The organism is Brevibacillus jepli (assembly GCF_047229145.1).
GTDB lineage: Bacteria > Bacillota > Bacilli > Brevibacillales > Brevibacillaceae > Brevibacillus.
In genome coordinates this window covers 20,465-37,342 of sequence record NZ_JBFEFW010000037.1, presented here as the reverse complement: position 1 = coordinate 37,342, position 16,878 = coordinate 20,465, and the positions used below count along the sequence as shown (strand labels likewise).

Sequence of the window (16,878 nt, the reverse complement as noted above, 5' to 3'; positions counted from 1 at the left end):
GTCGAAAGTAAATGTTGATTACTTTATTAAGCTAAACGGGTACGATAGCTCAATAACAAGAGGCAGTCTACGACTTTATTTTCCAAGTCTTCAGACTGCCTTTCATAATAGTGAAGTTTAGTCTAATACTTATTTCTTAGGATCTGCCGATGCTCTACTCCTAAAAACCGCGTCAAATCAACGACTCCAGTCTAAGACTTCATTTTCATACGACATTAGTGGGGGCGGGTTGCTACGTACATTCTGACCTAATGTCACTGATCGTTAAAAGTTCGCATAACTCCAGTTCAGCGTATAATTTGTAGCAGGGGAGCCTTAGGCATTTGCCTCGGTTGCAGCTGAATGGAAAGGTTTGTATTGCCTTCTTACCGAAAATGTAAGGATGACCCATTGCTCAAAATGGTCAATTGACAGTAAAGGATTACACCTGCTACTAATGGGTTTTTTAAAGGGGCGCTAATGGCTTATCAAATTTTGTTATCCTCAGATCATACTCTGAGTCTTTTGGAATTAATTCAAATTCTGGTTTGAAGTGGGACAGCACAGGCATTCCATTGTAATAATCCTTTATTTCTGCAATCCTTACGATGAATTTATTTTCGTATTCTCCCACTACGATCTTCATTTCTTTTCTATCGACTATCAATCCATTATCTTTTAGTTCCTTTTGAAGCTCTTCAACTGTTTGATCACTGGTTTCCTTTTGTACAATTTTGATCGATTCAGTTTTATTCTCTATTTTTTTCTCAATTGTAGTGTTCTTTTCAATGATTTCAATGTGCTTTACATTAAAAAATAGTGAGTATGACATGAGACTAAAAGAGATAAAGGGGAGTAATAAAAGAATAAAGATGACCAAATACCAATTTCCCAGGTATTCTTGAAGCTTTTCGAAGGGTTCAGAAAGCCTTTTTTTATTTACATCTAGCACAATAATTAATGCGCTGCATACAATCGCAATGATGCCTACGATGGAGAGCTTAATATCAAGATAACCATAAAAGCCAATCAGCAGTATCAGCCAACAAAAAATGTGAAGTGTCGCATGGTTCATGATAGTCTTAAGCCCTGAAGAGCTACCTAATTTACTCCATAATCTTTGAATTACGTAGGCAATGAAAACTGTAGCAAATCCAGTCCAATAATAGATACTGGCTGTATCAATTACTTTATTAAAGGTTACTTCAATAAATTCCCTAGGAATATTAAAATGTTTATACGTTGTAAATAATCTAAAATAGGTTATTACATAACCAGCTACTGAGAGTATCGCAAGTATTAGAGTGGCATCGAGAAGGGAAGGTAGCTTGAATTTTCTTTTGCTACTTGAACTGGTTTTGTTAAGGTGGTTCATTTTCTTTAACTCACTCCGATCAATTCGAAAGGATATGGGAAAGCGATAAATACGGGTTTACTTGTAGTGTTAAATCTTTCCCATTAACTTTCGTAGCTTTATGATGGCTGGTACTCACTTATCATTCCTCGGATGATTGCACCCGTTATCTACAAGACTATTTATGACTCATTGCTCTCTGGGTTAACACGGGATCTGTACCTATTTATTAGAATTCAGACCCGAATGAATGTAGAAATTTGTGTTCTGACAGGTTTAATAGAAACATTCTCAACCATTTTTTGATCAGAGATTAACCTTTGTTGGATAATTAGTCTTGAAGCTCCTTAAGTAATTCATCCACGCTAATCCCCAACTTAGCAGCCAATTTGCTATACTTGCCTGAAGGTTGTACATCTTTTTTCTCGTAATCAAATTTTTGCATTGACCAGTCCACACGAGCTTGGTCCGGATCAGCATAAAACTTACGAGTAGTCTCAGCAGAAGAATGTCCTAGTACTTGAGCGGTTAGATACATATCCTCATAGGTATTATAGTGGTTGGTCCCGAATGTACGCCTGAAAACGTGAGGAGTAATTTTCGTATCAATCTTGCTACGTTTACGATATTTTTCAAGCATTTGCCTGACAGTCCTTGCATCTATTCTTTTCTTTTGGAGGGAAAGGAATAATGCGTTCTCATGACCTTTGGTGACGCTTTCTTGTTGCTTTCTGGCCTCAATATAATCGGAGATATCTTCAACAATTCGAGATGGGAGTGTAATTAATTCTTCTTTCCCACCTTTACGCAGAACTTTTATTTGTTCCTTTTGGAGGTAGATGTCACCTACATCTAGTTGAATTAGCTCACTAACACGTATTCCGGTATACGCCAACAAAAGAGACATAATATAATCGCGCATACGAAGCTTTTCGTGATAGGCCATTTGATGTTCGCCTTTAACCTCGATGTCATCCATAATCGTTTGGAAGAAGCGCGTCATTTCATCAGGAGTGAGTCTGTCATTGATGGTAGCTTTCTTCTTCACGCTTATTTCTATATTAGGAGTAACATCCCTGGAAATAAGCTTTTTCTTAAATAAATAAGAAAAAAATTGGCGTAATGTGGCTAATTTTCTTGACCTACTGCTATTTTCGTTGGTAATTATTTTAGAAACTACTTTATTTTTTGTAGTATAGGTAAGGGTATAAGACTTGAGATGATCGAAAAAGTCACGAATATCATTCTCTTCTAATTTGTCCAAGTCGGTAGGGAGTAAGGCAATCGTGTTATCCCGGTCGCACTTACTGGAGGAGAGTAAGAATTCAAAGAACATGAGGATATCTTTTGCGTACTCAAACCTAGTTTGAAGTTGTTTTGTATCTTCAATGCTTCTAAAGAAGTCCATCACAAATTCAGGGAGGCGCAGCAACTTTTGGCGAAGTTTTTCCTCGATGGCCAGTTCGATGTTTTTCTTCAAGAGGGAAACACCATCCTTTATAATCAGAACAAACGTTCGTAATTATTCCGAAAATGAAGTTTTTCGGAATTGTTAAACTTAGTATGATTTAAATGAAAATCTATAAGAGAAGGGGAATAGACAAGCTATTTTTTACTTTTATTTTTCTCTTTTGCACCTGAGGATGGAGGTAAGTTGAGTCGAACCATCGCCCATACCTGCATTAAGCACAATATTAGTAAAGCAATGAGGAAAAAAGTGAGCTCTTGAATTTCGGGTGCACGTTCGATGTTAACGTAACCACCAATGGATGTAGCACATAAAAGCCAGGAGATTATTCGGTATCTATAATCAAATGCACCTAATATAGCATTACCAAAATTGATTATAATCAACAAAATAAATACACTCCGTATAGGGCCATCTATCGTAAATGTACCTGACTCTAAAAAACCCGTTTCAAAAACCTTTACTGAAGACATGTACAATGAGATCAGCATACCAGCTGCAAAATTAAGATACACAGTATGAAACGATACAATTTCCACACTAAATCTATCTCTATCATTCGTTCTTGAAAAATTGAAATGCTCACGCCTTAATGTGAATACAACAAACACAAGTCCAAGCAATGTGGCAAAAATTGCAGCATAACCTAAAAAGATTGATACTATCATCGAGATAACATCTTGATTGATTGTCTTCATCTTTTTCCTCCATATTCGTTACCTGCGGACTGCGAATGTTTGTTCTTACCAAATATTCTACCATACTTTTCTAATTCCGTCACCAACTATTCCGAAAAGTTATCTTTTCGGAATAGTTGGTTGGGGATTGTATTCCCCTTTTAATAAAAAACGCCTCAGTACAACTACACAAAATTGCTTCCTTAATCTGCATCGCTGAGACACAATTAGCTTAATAAAGTGCACAAAAATAGCCCCCGATCTTAACTGGCAAAGAAAAAGACGACACCACTATAAGTGATGCCGACAGAGTTGATAAAACCCTCTTTTTCAAACCAGTCCCTCCTTTGCATATATTTAGCGGCAACTGGTAATTATCATTTACTTAACTACGTTCTTGCCAACAGTGTTGCTACCAACACCGATCGCCTTTTCGTTTCTTCTTCAATATTATTGCGCAACCATACTTTTACTGCAGCTATATCCAGCTAAAGAATGGTTGCTGTAGGAATAATCACCTGGAAAGACTGTTTTCTCCATGATTACCGTCCCATTAGGCAACATCCGATACGGAATCAGATTTATATAAGCATTGTCCCTGAGTCTTGTATTGTTTTGAATGTGTAGAATGTCGCCCTGCGAATCCATGATGGCGAGAGATCCACCCAAATTGTGATCTAAGGTAAAGAGCAAATTTCCATCAGGAAGTACACTATACAAAGCGGCAATATCAATTTGTTTCATCCATTTTACTTTTCCAGTTTCCGCTTCCAAAGCGTATACTTTTGCATTCTCCAACTTTGTAGTACGATTTCTGACAAAGTACATTGTCTTTTCATCGTTTGATAAAGCAAGGAAATTTCTATCCATCAGACTAATTCTTTTGGAGAAGGACAAATCGCTATCTTGCAGATCCACTTCCCATTTTTTTGTCCCATCTGGATTCAATGCAATCATACCTTCGTACGTACCAAAATATATCGTGTGATCTTTCGCTATTAGAGGCTCTCCTTCTGTTGGCATACCGTACTCCGAATCAATCATGTACTCCCAAAGGATCTTTCCGTCCTTTGCCACTGCACGTAACGCTGAAGCTGCCCATTCTTGAATTCCTATCGATTTGTGTTTTTGGTGAACTCGAATGAACGACCATTGCTCGGCTTCTTGTGGGGGTACCGCCAGCAAAACGCGTATTTACAACGTTAAGGAGTTTTGAACACAAAAAAAGCCAGTTTTCACAAGGTAGACTTTCAGGGCTATTGGCATTAAGAAGCAAAAGAAATCCGGATCAATCTGGACTCTACTGTGTATGTGAGTGTACACATACCCCCGATCCACTCTTTTACTCCCGGAAACATTCAAGGTGCATCGTCTCCTTTATATCGGAGAATCCGCCGGTGTACGTAATCGTATGATGAATCACGAGAAACTTCCAGATTGGAAGAAGCAAGTCCGTCCAGGAATAACAAGTACAAGGGTTATGTTCAGACTTAAAAACTTCCGGATATAATTAAACGTCCTTTTGAACATAATAATTTTAACGAAAGAACTATTGGCAAAATAATTGTAGAGGAGTTCCTTAATTTCAATGGTTACGAATATATTGATTGCATTTGTTATTCCGTGGATTTTTGGTTATTGGCTTTATAAAAATGAGCCGATAATTGTACTAACAATTGCACCATTTTCAGCCGTGATCTCGTACGTTATGAATTGTGCTGGATTTTATTTTGGTTTATGGGATATATACCCCTTCGGTCAGGAACAAGACTTCTCAGGCTTACCATTTGATTTGGGGAGTTTCGCAGTGATTGGCTGTTTTTTTGTCAAACTGGCTAGAGAGAGGAAAAGAAATATTGTGTTTTTAATGGTAGGTTTTACAGGCCTTCTCACGGGGATTGAGTTGATATGGCTTGCTCTCGGAAGAATTCACTACCACACTGGTTGGAATATATACTGGACTACACTCTCCTACTTCCTATCAGTGTTAGTCGGTTATCGATATTACCAGTTATTGAAAAAACACGGTGTCTTATAGGTTCCACAGGGTTGAATTGCACTATCTCCCTCTCACAGTTCCGAAAAGATGGTGTGATGCCTCGGTCATAGGTAGATTCATTGCGAATACTTCCATGGGCATGATGGAGTCCCATAATGTTTGTTCTAATGAACTTTAATAGAACATCAGTTTCCCTTCTTTACGATGTTTTGTAAGAGGAAATTAGATGCATTTTGATCCAGTCACTCCATCATGGCTATGGTGATAGCAAAAAATCATTGATGGTCTCCTTAATCATCATTACGTTTTACATTTTAATACTGATCTTCTAAATACCCATCAAAAAGAAGACCTAGATAGTAAGAAAATCATTCGACTACTGCTTCTCCGTGGACTCATTTTCTTCATACCATGGGTTTATATGAACCAGTACCTCATCTACATCTTTGTGATATTCCATTATTCTCTGTTTAATTAGCCGACTAATATCATGACCTTCCTTAACGGTCAGTGCTCCTGAAACACTTGCTCGCACGTCCACAAGAATATAATGTCCGTGTTCTCTAGCTCGTAAACGATCAATTCTCATCACTTCTGGAACTGAGAAAATCAACTCGGTAAATTCCTGTATCTTCGATGAATCAACTGTTTTCTCCATAAGAGTGTCAATTGATTCTCTCCCCATTTTGTATGCCAGTTTTAATACGATCAGAGAAACAACAATGCCTGCAAACGGGTCACCATATGCTAATAAAGGTATATTCTTAAGTTCACCAATATAACCAAGACCAATCCCTATAACCGCTGCTTGAGAGGCATAAACATCAGCAAGGTGGTCATAAGCAGTAGCAATTAACCCTTTACTATTTTGCTCTTTTCCGATTTTTATAGTGTATTTAAACAAAATTTGTTTCCAAATTAATGAAACCAAGGCAGCGATCAGTGCAATTACATTTGCTCCCGGAGCAGGGCTAAACAATGTATGTACAGAGTGATAAGCGATTACAATAGCAGCTACTGCGAGTACGACTGCAACGATGCCCGATGCAATCACTTCAGCTTTGCCGTGACCGTAGGGATGTTTTTCATCAGCTGGTTTTTTGGATATTCTCATGGCACTAAACGCAGCAACAGAGGCAAACACGTCACCAGCATTATGTATTCCATCCGCCAATAAAACCTTACTTCCGTAATACAAGCCAACAAAAAGTTTTATCACCGTTAAAATAATGTTGCTAATTAATCCAGCCCATGCAGCGATTATTGCAGAATTTGTTGGTTTTCCCATATCCACTCTCCATACAACCGTAAGGATTATTTCCCATATGTAATGTTTTCCTTTATAGCGCAAAAATATGTAGAGACTTTAATAAAAGACTTACTCCATTTGATCAACCGAGTAATGTTTGGAACAATAAGAAAATGGCAGTGGCTTTGGGTTAATTGGTGCAATGGAACCTTGTTAATCCTCATATAAAACAACAGCTTTTTTTATGTATAGCCAACTATATGCTGTAATCTTAACTCGAAAAGTGAAAGTCCTTATTTATCAAGGGCTTCCACTTTGTTTATTTGTATTCAATGTAAAAAACTGTTCCCAATAGAGTCAGTAACGGAACAAAATCAAGGATTACAATGCTTTTTCACCTGATTGTTTGGGTTTTATAGCATGTCGAAGTTCTAAGTTCCGATTCCTAAAATAAATTCGGAACATCCTTAAATCCTTGTGATTTCAGCTTTTGTGAGATTATTTCCATATTTTTAGGGGTACAGCCGAGATACGTGTAAAAATGGGTCATGGTCTTATTTCCATACCATGACCCATTCTCTTAATCCTGATTACGCCGCCATTTTCCGGCATTCCTCAGCACATTTCCTGCAAGCCTCGGCGCAGCGTTTGCAGTGTTCGTCGTTAAAGCTCTCGCACTCTGCTGCGCATGCTTCGCAAACTTGGGCGCAGAGTTCACAAAGCGCTTTGGCGTAGCTACTTCCCCTTGCCATGAACTGAATAGACAAGAGGCAAAGCTGGGAGCAATCGAAACAAATTTGAATGCACTTTTGCCGATTTTGTGCGTCTGGTTCGCCTACACATGCGGTAGCACAGTGATGGCATTCGACTGCACACTTAAGGCATGCATCGATACAAGATTGGTGAACAGCGTGCAATTCCCTCATCTCCCTCTTCATACAGATCAGGATTAGTATTCCCGACATTAGGATTTTAATCAGGGCATGTAATCAAATAGTGATTGGCCGGTGTATATACAACCAAGTACCTGGTATTATCCGTCATCTCAATCGATGCCGCCGATGCGACAGGAAATGATGATGCCCGAAGACATGAGACGAATGATGGACCTGATGAGACAGCACATGATTACGACAAATGAAATTAAACAAACGGTAGATATCATTAACGAAAGATGTAGGCGTTTAGAAGAGCAAATGAAGCGTATGGAAGGAACAATGATGTAGGTGTACGGCGCCAACATCCGCATTTTGTACGCAGATCTCTATTTGACAGAAAAATTGCCGGTATCTTTTCGCAAAGGACTATCGGCATTACAATTGAGAATCAGTTAACAATTTAACAATCTGGAAAAATTTTGTTCATGAGGACATATAGTGTAACAAACAAGTGGTTCATGATGGAGGAACTTTATGCACCTTATTCAAGACATGTACATAAATTTTCCCTTTATCGGCGCTTTCCTCCTGGGTATCATTGGTGCATTGGAACCATGCCAATTTTCTAATAATCTAGCGACCTTTATGCTTAATCAAAAAGATATCACAACAAAAAAAATACCAAAATCTGAATTCGCAGCTTTTGCTTTTGGCAAAATAACAGTTTACTGGATATTAGGGTTCCTCATCCTAACGTTTGGACAGGGGTTATCGAGTGAGGCCCATCCCTTGTTTGAATGGCCCCATAAGTTACTCGCACCTTTATTTATAGTTGTAGGTTTATATATGCTTAACATCATCCATCTTCCGGGAAAAAGCCCCAAAATTGTATCAGTGTTAATACCAAAACTAGTTAACCAGCTCCAGGAGACAGGCTTTTACCCATTTGGTTTGGGGGTTGCTGTTGCTCTTGCTTTTTGCCCTACCATGTTCTGGTTGTTCTTTGGTCTGTTAGCTCCGACGATGATCTTAAATCCTGTTGGGATATTGTTGCCGCCAATCTTCGGAATCGGTACAGTTGTACCGCTACTGCTTGTCGTTCTTGTTATATCACTTTTAGGTCAGTATTCGTCTTTTGTGCAACGCGCAAAAAAAGGGGGAGCCCTCATTCAACGAGTTACGGGATTCATCTTCATAATAATTGGATTCAACGAGTTAATTGAATACTGGATTTCGTAGCTATAAATATCTTACCTAGAATCAAGAAACTAAGAACGGAAATCGACGACTTCCCCAAGAAATACAGCCCTGTCATAAGCAATCGAGTGGTTATTCTCCGCGAGTAATAAATTCTTTGCATTTGTAGTCGGAAGTCTCGTCGTTCATGACTTTAGAAAAAGCATGAGTGTATTTATTCAATTTCATCATAAATAATACGCAATGACTTCTAGAGAAAATAAAAAACCTTAGTCTAATTGAATATCGGACTAAGGCTGATGTGACTATACAGGTTAAGCTTTTTTCGCAACAGTCAATTTATTACCCAAGCTCTCTTTGATTGACTCCCTGCCTTGTAATGAAAGGGACGGCCAAGCTAAACCTCAGTGTAATCCACGAAGTGATCACGGGTGACATAGATACCCTCTTCCTTCAGGGGCTCGAACACTCTAAATTTGCGTAACTGCTTTCCATAAACATGGATAGTGATAGCGATTTGATCCCCCACTGCCTCAAGGATGTGGCAGTCAGCCGGGGGTAAGAGCTGACCCGTGCACTGTGCATTAACGATCACTGTACCGGTTTTTACGAGTCTCACGACATCTCCAGAGATCACATCAGCCTGAATAAAGTTGGTCACTTTGATTCGGCCAACCAGTACCCCTTCCGCTCCCCATGTGCCGTCGTGATCATGCAGAGGTGTACATTGACCGGGCTGCCAGACCAGTGCCATCACCTCGAATCTATTCTTTGGGTCGACAAAAAGCGTATGACGAGCGTAGATTTCGGCTTTAGGATTCTGTTTCTCTGGTGGAAGCCACGATATCCCGCGGACCAGCTTACCTACAAGTCGTTCAGCTTCGGTAACCAGCTTGTCATCTTCATTGTACTGCTCTACCGCCATGGTCATATCCCTTACAAAGTCATCGAGAACATAGTCGTCCGCCTGATCTGTGACAATGGACAACTGTTCTTCCGAATTAAAATGGACTGGATTTTCCCTATTGTATGCCAAGTTACATACCCTCCCTGACAGAATATGAAACTTGTATTAAGCAAGAAATACGCCAAACAAATCGCATACTTTTTTCAAATGGGTACCCTCCGGTAAAGCTGGGTTTCTCTAGGGAAGAAGCCAGCAGAAGCTGTAATTTCTTGCCGTCAATAAGTAAGGAGTCAGGAAGAGATCCAGGGTATGAATCACTCATTCCAACAGATTTGAATCTCAAATTGAGAGGCCCTCTCAATCTGAAACAACAGTACCGGGGGATGAGTTAACGCCCGGAAACAAACCGTATTCGTTCAGGCGACGGTAAGCCGTGGATCGGCTAATTCCAAGTTCAAGCGCGATTCGGATAATGGCCTTCTCACCAGTTCCGTACAACTTAATCCCCCGTTGAATCTCCCTCCGCTCGATGTCTTTCAGAGGGATTAAGCCAGATACTTTGTCGGGAGTCCTGTGTGAAGGAACAGCATCGAAGACTCTGTTTGGCAGAGAGCTTACCCCAATCAGGGGATCTGAGGACATAGTAATAGCGTATTCGACTACGTTCTCCAATTCGCGAACGTTGCCCGGCCAGTGATATTGCACCAACACCTGTTCCGTCTCCGGGTCGAACGAGACCGTCTGTTTGTCCATCAATCCAGCCTTTTTCAAACGAAAGTAATCCGCGAGCAACAGGATGTCTTCAGGTCGTTCACGAAGAGGCGGAATTTCAATCGGAATCACATTAAGCCGAAAGTACAAGTCTTCACGGAATTCCTTTCGTTCTATAAGCTTCTCCAGATTATGGTGGGTCGCTGCAATGATACGCACCTCTAATCTGGTACTCTTTGTGTCTCCAACACGGGTTACCTCCGACTCCTGGATTACGCGCAGCAATTTAGCTTGCAGACGTAACGACATGTCTCCAATCTCATCCAAGAAGATAGTCCCGCGGTTCGCCAGCTCAAACTTGCCCGGTTTCCCGCCCTTGTGGGCACCAGTAAACGCCCCGGCTGCGTAGCCGAACAACTCGCTTTCCAACAACTCCTCAGGAATGGCGGCGCAGTTAATGGCTATAAACGGTCCTTCCCGCCTCGGACTTCCATCGTGGATCGCCCGTGCAAACAACTCTTTACCTGTACCGCTTTCTCCTCGGATTAAGACCGTTGATTGGCTCACTGCGACACGCTTAGCTCGTTCGACCGTACGAGCCATGGCCGAACTCCGATAAATGATCCGGTCAAAACCGTAAAAGTGCTGTTCTCCGTTGATGTGATTGACCAGTTCATACACCTCTTGGATGTCGCGTAAGCTGGCTACGACACCCTTCACGGAACCTTTCACCCGAATTGGTTGAATATTGCCCAATACGGTAACAGAGCCCTGAGTAGTGGCAACGGTGAACTCACGATTGGTTAATCCCTTCCCATTGTCCAGCACTTCCCGGACGTGAGAGTCAAGGCCAGGTAAATCTGTGATGACAGATGGTAACTTACCAGCTGTCAGCCGGAGAAGCTGTCGCGCGGGTCCATTAAGGTAAGTTACGGAACCTTGCTCGTCTGCCGCCACCAATCCTTCCGTTACCGAATCGGTAACAGCCTGCAGGTAACCCTGGGTATGCAATAGAGCCCCGATGGTTTTCTCCTCTTTCATCTTGCTGGCAATCAGTTCGGAAATCTTGGAGAGAAAGCCTACATAACCATCCAAACCGTACATCAGTCGCTCCCTCTGATTATCCGTAAAGGCAATGAGACCAAGAACTCCAATCGGCTTCTCCCCGAGAATCGGGCTTGCAATATGCGCTGTCTCGTTACAGGAGAAACGAGCTCCGCATCCCTGACAGAACTCATCAACACGTGGATCGGCCAACCGCACAGGCGATCCAGACCTTAACGCATGTCCGAAGGCAGAGTCAGGGTGTACACTCTCCCCAATGCGATGCCAGTATGGGCCAGTCCCTGCGATTCGGACCATCTCATCATTAACTAGTGTGGCCTCCAATTTCAACACATCCGAAACGGCTTCAAGAATTTGCTGAAAGTCTGGCAAGTAACGATTTGTATGATCCATTTAGATTACTCCCTACCAAATAGCGGATCATCTTAACCCGCTGCTACTTATGTTACGTTTACTGTTCCTATACTGATTCGGTTAACAGAAGCATTCTCGACAGATTATGATTAAATACCCCTTGATAAGGATGACGGGCCATTTTCCCAGAAGGTTTCAACGAAATGACTATAACCACACGTACAGTAAAGAAAGCAATTTAAGGTAGGATTACATAGTTCCCTCCTAGAACCCTGTAAACCCCCCGTACAAACGAATAAGAAACACGGTGATATCCGTCATTTTATCCGTGTATAGTAGAACACCAAATAAAACCATCATGGTTCCCCCTATCTTCATAAGCCGATCTGAGTATTTTACAATGGCTTTTACTTTGCTTATGAAGAACGTCATAAGGAAAAACGGGATGGCAAATCCAAGTGTATACGCAAGCGTATAGTATAGAGCGTTTTCTGGATTTGTTACCCCAAGGACAATGATTGCGGATAAAATAGGCCCAACACAAGGGGTCCAACCTGCGGCATAGGTTATTCCTATAACCACTGATCCAAGATAACCCAACGGCCGGTTTTTTAACTCGATCTTCCAACTTTTCATCAAGATTTCCGTTTTGAATAGGCCAACCATTATGAGTCCCAACAAGACTAAAACAATTCCGCCAACTTGCCTTAGTAAATCTTGATAAGCCGAAAACAGGCTACCGAGTAACGAAGTGGATAACCCAAGCGCAAGAAATATAATAGAGAATCCTATGATAAAAAACAGGGTATGGAACATGGCCTGACGTCGGAATACCATCTGCCCTTTTTTTACCTCTTCGGCTGTAATTCCTGTGATGTACGATAAGAAAGATGGATATAGGGGTAGACAGCAGGGTGAAATAAAAGACAGCAAGCCCGCCCCGAACGCAAGTAGTAACGTTATATTTGATTCCACTTCAAACCCTCCAGTATGTACAATCCTCTATCATTCGGAACTAAAGTTTAATTTGATACCTAGTCGTTAACATGAAATTTTACTCCTTCTTTACCTTAAGGTTTTTAACAATTGTGACTATCAATTTAATAACAGGCAATAAGACTAGAAAAGCAAAGAAAAACGCAAGGATAGCTGGGGAAATTTCCTGTCGTCCGGCAAGTATAACTTGGTCCTTTTTGGTTTCAGTGGGAATGGTTTCTCTCTTAACTGTTCCGCTTATCATTGGTTTACTTTGAGCAGATGAGGGATCAGCTTGTAAAGACATTGGCGAAATTAGTTGTAAGAGGGAGACGATGAAAATACATACTATATGAATAAACCTATCCACGATTTTCCCCCTCGTACACCATTTTTGTATGATTACAATATACCTGTCCTGTTTTATGGTAAAATCTTTTGTATTTTGTTATACATAATCGTCTCGGTCATTTCTCCGATATACGTATCACGGATGATCCCATCTTTATCAATAAAAAAAGTGTGTGGAATCGGGCTAATTCTATATAATTGCGTTACGATTCGTTCACTGTCCAACCAGATCGGAAACGTTACCCCAACGGATTGCACAAATGGTTCAACTACGATTGGAGATTCTCCGATATTAATTCCAACGATAACCAACCCCTTATCCTTAAATCGCTGATATTGTCTCTCTAATGCAGGCATCTCCGTTTTACATGGTACACACCAAGATCCCCAAAAATTTAGAACAACTGCTTTCCCCCGATAATCGGAGAGCTTTTTAAATGTGCTATCGTCAAATTGTTTTAGGCTAAAATTTGGCGCAGCTTTTCCAACTTCCGGCCCCTTTTCTTTAAAAACACTAGAGTATACTGCGAATGCAAGCGCAAGTAATAATAAAGCCAAAATTCCGGAACGAACAAATAAACGTACACTTCCCGACATCTTGTTCCTCCTAATTAATTCCTCTTGTATTTCGATTCAACTTGTCTTCTTTCCAGCTAGCCAGAGCGAGAACAATTCCCCCGATAACAATGGCTGTATCTGCGGTGTTAAAAATGGGGTAGTTGATAATACGGAAATCAAAAAAGTCCACAACTTCTCCGTATAAGACCCGGTCAACTACATTCCCAAGCGCCCCTCCAAGAAACAGCCCTAGTCCGAGCTTCTGGATTCGATTTGTGATCTTTTTTGCATAGAAGGATCCTACTAAGACCACTACCACGGCAATGGTTATAAGGAGCCATCTTTGCCCAGCCAATATCCCCCAAGCAGCTCCGGGATTCCGATGGGATGTCAGATGAAATACATCCTGAATAAGCGGAATGCTTTCCCCAAGTTCCATAAAAGTTTTCACAATAAATTTTGCTATTTGATCAACACTAACAGCTACTATCATCCAAAAATAGACCATATGACACCTCATTGTTTTTTTACTCCTACCACTGATTCTGCAGGTGAAGGAAATCTTTCAGAAAACTTCACTAAACTGGAATATACCAGGGAAATATGGCAACCTGCCCTCCTCCCTGGTATAGGTTGTCTATTCCTTTACACGTAACAACCGAAGTCCATTCAAGGTAACAAGTAACGTTGCCCCTAAGTCTGCGAAGATCGCCATCCATAAGGTTAACCAACCGGGAACAATGAATGCCAGCGCGAGGGCTTTTATACCCAGGGCGAACACAATGTTCTGTTTTATGATCCGCAACGTGCTGCGGCTAAGTTTAATCGTAAACGGCAGTTTCGTCAGATCATCTGCCATTAAGGCAATATCTGCCGTTTCCAATGCGGTATCTGTTCCCGCCCCCCCCATCGCAATACCTACGTTGGACGTTGCAAGGGCAGGGGCATCGTTTACACCATCCCCGACCATCGCTACTTTTCCGTGCTCTTTCAACTGCTTGATGGCTTCCAACTTATGCTGCGGCATGAGCTCCGCTTTTACTTCGTGGATGTCTACCTGTTTGCCGATTGCTTCCCCTGTTGCACGGTTGTCGCCTGTAAGCATAACCGTCTTCTCGATACCCAAATCACGTAGTTTGCGAATGACTGCTTTGCTGCTTTCCCGCACTTCATCAGCAACGGCGATTAGCGCCTGAACTTCCTGTTCCGTACCCAGGATCATAACCGTTTTGCCTTGGTGTTGAAGGGTTTGGATCTTGTCCCGTAATCCCTGTTCGATTCCGCCGGGCAGAAGTTCTTCAAACAGGCGGGGACTGCCAATGTAATACAATTGTCCATTAACCGTTGCTTTTGCACCTTTACCAGTAATGGATTGGAAGTCGTCTGCCTTCCATGCCTCGAAATCAACTTTATGGTTATCTGCTTTGCGGACGATCGCAGAAGCAAGAGGATGTTGCGACCATTTTTCGATGGCACCGGATATTGCCAGCAGGTCTTTATCTTCCGGACCTTGAACACGCAAGAAGTCGGTTACTTCCGGCACGCCTTTCGTTAACGTACCCGTTTTATCAAAAGCAATCACTTTCAGTCCGCCGGCTTCTTCGAGGTGTACACCACCCTTAATCAGTACGCCGTTTTTTGCCGCATTCCCGATAGCCGTTACAATGGATACCGGAGTTGAGATCACCAGAGCGCAAGGACAACCGACTACAAGAAGAGCTAATCCGCGATAAATCCAGTCTCCCCACGCCCCGCCAAATAAAAGTGGAGGGACTAGCGCAATACCCAAGGCCAGAATCATAATTCCTGGAGTGTAATATTGGGCGAAGCGATCGACGAACGCTTGGGATGGAGCGCGCTCTGCTTGTGCCTCCTCGACCAAGTGGATAATTTTTGCGATCGTGGTATCTTCTACTCGTTTCGTGATTTCTACTTCCAGTACTCCCTCTTCATTAAGGGTACCGGCAAATACTTCTTCCCCAACTGTTTTTTCAACAGGAACAGATTCGCCGGTAATGGCTGCCTGATTGACGGCCGATCTTCCTTTGATTACGGTACCGTCCATGGCAATTTTCTGTCCCGGTTTGACAATCATGATATCCCCTACTTGGATATCGTCCACGGGTACCTGGATTTCCTGAGTACCTCGACGAATGGTTGCCTCCTTGGGGGCCACATCCATCAAGGAACGGATGGATTGTCGGGCTTTTTCCATCGAGAAGGTTTCGAGTGCTTCACTGACGGCAAACAAGAGTACAACGGTAGCACCTTCACCCCACTCGCCGATTGCCGCTGCGCCAATAATCGCCACAGTCATCAGGGTGTTCATATTGAAATTAAAGCGGACAAGCCCTTTTAATCCTTTTATAAATAACTCATAACCACCAATGAGGACGGATGCCGCATAGAGAAGAACCGACGGAAGACTTCCCTCACCATACTGCTCCCCGAGGAACCAACCTACCACCAAAAGGACTGCGGAGATTGCGGTGAGAATCGTTGATTTCTTTTTCCAGAACGGTTCTTTTTCAATTGCCCGCTGTTGTTTTTCGGGATATACCTTCAGTCCTTCAAAGGAACCTGCTTTTTCCAGTTCTTCGATTGATGTTTCACCATAAACGGTGACCTTGGATGCACCAAAGTTCACTTGCGCGTCTTGAACCTGTGGCAACTGTTTGACGTTCTTTTCAAATATCGACGCGCAGTTGGTGCAAGTAAATCCCTGCACGCGATAAATACTTTTTTTGGCTGCACTATCAGCCATGGTTTTTTCCCTCCTTGTAATGCACCATAGTCAGGTGGATCATCTGTTTTACATGATCATCGTCCAAAGAATAAAAAATCAATTTCCCCTCTTTTCGGTGCCTGGCCAATCCGCTGTTTTTTAACAGCCGCAAATGATGCGAAGTATTGGCAACGGTAGACCCGATAATATTAGCAACGTCACACACACAAAGCTCTTCTTCCTGGCATAAGGCATAAGCGATTTTCATTCTTGTTTCGTCTGCCAATGCCTTAAATATCCTCGCCATCCCTCGTACATCGTTTGTAGCAAGCAACTCTTTTCCGTGGGCAACTTTTTGCTCATCATAGCAGTAAATGTCGCAAGCTTCTTGTGTCATACAACCACCACACATTCCAATCCTCATTTGAGTG

At 41.9% G+C, this 16,878-nt stretch carries 17 protein-coding genes; 3 read left to right on the top strand and 14 right to left on the bottom strand.

All coding sequences use genetic code 11. From position 1 onward, the window contains the following. Positions 1-445 precede the first annotated feature (445 nt). The 4 genes from AB1L17_RS27555 to AB1L17_RS27540 all read right to left on the bottom strand — a co-directional run bounded on the left by AB1L17_RS27555 (position 446) and on the right by AB1L17_RS27540 (position 4,522). On the bottom strand, positions 446-1,354 hold the full coding sequence (locus AB1L17_RS27555; protein ID WP_411504788.1) for a hypothetical protein: 909 nt from the start codon (positions 1,352-1,354) through the stop codon (positions 446-448). 310 nt (positions 1,355-1,664) lie between these two features. Then, entirely contained in the window at positions 1,665-2,813 is a 1,149-nt protein-coding gene (locus AB1L17_RS27550) for a tyrosine-type recombinase/integrase (protein ID WP_411504789.1), read from the bottom strand. 125 nt (positions 2,814-2,938) lie between these two features. Then, positions 2,939-3,499: a hypothetical protein gene (locus AB1L17_RS27545; protein ID WP_411504790.1), complete on the bottom strand. Its 561-nt coding sequence runs from the start codon at positions 3,497-3,499 to the stop codon at positions 2,939-2,941. Positions 3,500-3,928: 429 nt separating this feature from the next. Next, positions 3,929-4,522, bottom strand: coding sequence for an outer membrane protein assembly factor BamB family protein (locus AB1L17_RS27540; protein ID WP_411504791.1), 594 nt, complete (start codon positions 4,520-4,522; stop codon positions 3,929-3,931). Between the two features lie 544 nt (positions 4,523-5,066). Here AB1L17_RS27540 and AB1L17_RS27535 point away from each other — a divergent pair. Next, positions 5,067-5,516 (top strand): CBO0543 family protein, encoded by a 450-nt coding sequence (locus tag AB1L17_RS27535; RefSeq protein ID WP_411504792.1) that lies wholly within the window; start codon positions 5,067-5,069, stop codon positions 5,514-5,516. 337 nt (positions 5,517-5,853) lie between these two features. Here the strand turns inward: AB1L17_RS27535 and AB1L17_RS27530 are convergent, their stop codons facing one another. Next, positions 5,854-6,765 (bottom strand): cation diffusion facilitator family transporter, encoded by a 912-nt coding sequence (locus AB1L17_RS27530; protein ID WP_411504793.1) that lies wholly within the window; start codon positions 6,763-6,765, stop codon positions 5,854-5,856. Positions 6,766-7,316: 551 nt separating this feature from the next. Beyond that, the gene (locus AB1L17_RS27525; protein WP_412848123.1) at positions 7,317-7,652 is read right to left on the bottom strand and encodes a four-helix bundle copper-binding protein; all 336 of its coding nucleotides are present in this window, start codon (positions 7,650-7,652) and stop codon (positions 7,317-7,319) included. A 165-nt stretch (positions 7,653-7,817) separates the two neighbouring features. Between AB1L17_RS27525 and AB1L17_RS27520 the strand changes: the two genes are divergently transcribed. Continuing rightward, a complete protein-coding gene (locus tag AB1L17_RS27520) occupies positions 7,818-7,952 on the top strand; it encodes a hypothetical protein (RefSeq protein WP_412848122.1) in 135 nt (44 codons plus the stop codon). A gap of 186 nt (positions 7,953-8,138) precedes the next feature. Beyond that, the gene (locus AB1L17_RS27515; protein WP_411504795.1) at positions 8,139-8,843 is read left to right on the top strand and encodes an urease accessory protein UreH domain-containing protein; all 705 of its coding nucleotides are present in this window, start codon (positions 8,139-8,141) and stop codon (positions 8,841-8,843) included. A gap of 355 nt (positions 8,844-9,198) precedes the next feature. On the opposite strand, the gene AB1L17_RS27510 is transcribed toward AB1L17_RS27515, so the two are convergent. The 8 genes from AB1L17_RS27510 to AB1L17_RS27475 all read right to left on the bottom strand — a co-directional run bounded on the left by AB1L17_RS27510 (position 9,199) and on the right by AB1L17_RS27475 (position 16,844). Next, the gene (locus AB1L17_RS27510; RefSeq protein ID WP_411504796.1) at positions 9,199-9,837 is read right to left on the bottom strand and encodes a cysteine dioxygenase family protein; all 639 of its coding nucleotides are present in this window, start codon (positions 9,835-9,837) and stop codon (positions 9,199-9,201) included. A gap of 228 nt (positions 9,838-10,065) precedes the next feature. Continuing rightward, a complete protein-coding gene (locus tag AB1L17_RS27505; protein ID WP_411504797.1) occupies positions 10,066-11,877 on the bottom strand; it encodes a sigma-54 interaction domain-containing protein in 1,812 nt (603 codons plus the stop codon). A gap of 225 nt (positions 11,878-12,102) precedes the next feature. After that, the gene (locus tag AB1L17_RS27500) at positions 12,103-12,813 is read right to left on the bottom strand and encodes a cytochrome c biogenesis CcdA family protein (protein WP_411504798.1); all 711 of its coding nucleotides are present in this window, start codon (positions 12,811-12,813) and stop codon (positions 12,103-12,105) included. A gap of 79 nt (positions 12,814-12,892) precedes the next feature. Further along, a complete protein-coding gene (locus AB1L17_RS27495) occupies positions 12,893-13,183 on the bottom strand; it encodes a hypothetical protein (RefSeq protein WP_411504799.1) in 291 nt (96 codons plus the stop codon). Positions 13,184-13,236: 53 nt separating this feature from the next. Further along, positions 13,237-13,761: a thiol-disulfide oxidoreductase ResA gene (resA, locus tag AB1L17_RS27490; RefSeq protein WP_411504800.1), complete on the bottom strand. Its 525-nt coding sequence runs from the start codon at positions 13,759-13,761 to the stop codon at positions 13,237-13,239. Between the two features lie 10 nt (positions 13,762-13,771). Continuing rightward, positions 13,772-14,230: a signal peptidase II gene (gene lspA / locus AB1L17_RS27485; protein ID WP_411504801.1), complete on the bottom strand. Its 459-nt coding sequence runs from the start codon at positions 14,228-14,230 to the stop codon at positions 13,772-13,774. Between the two features lie 129 nt (positions 14,231-14,359). Next, positions 14,360-16,486 carry a heavy metal translocating P-type ATPase gene (locus AB1L17_RS27480; protein ID WP_411504802.1) on the bottom strand — a complete coding sequence of 709 codons (2,127 nt, stop codon included), beginning with the start codon at positions 16,484-16,486 and terminating at the stop codon, positions 14,360-14,362. Next, positions 16,479-16,844, bottom strand: coding sequence for an ArsR/SmtB family transcription factor (locus AB1L17_RS27475; RefSeq protein ID WP_411504803.1), 366 nt, complete (start codon positions 16,842-16,844; stop codon positions 16,479-16,481). Before AB1L17_RS27475 ends, AB1L17_RS27480 begins: the two co-directional genes overlap by 8 nt. Between the last annotated feature and the right edge of the window lie 34 nt (positions 16,845-16,878).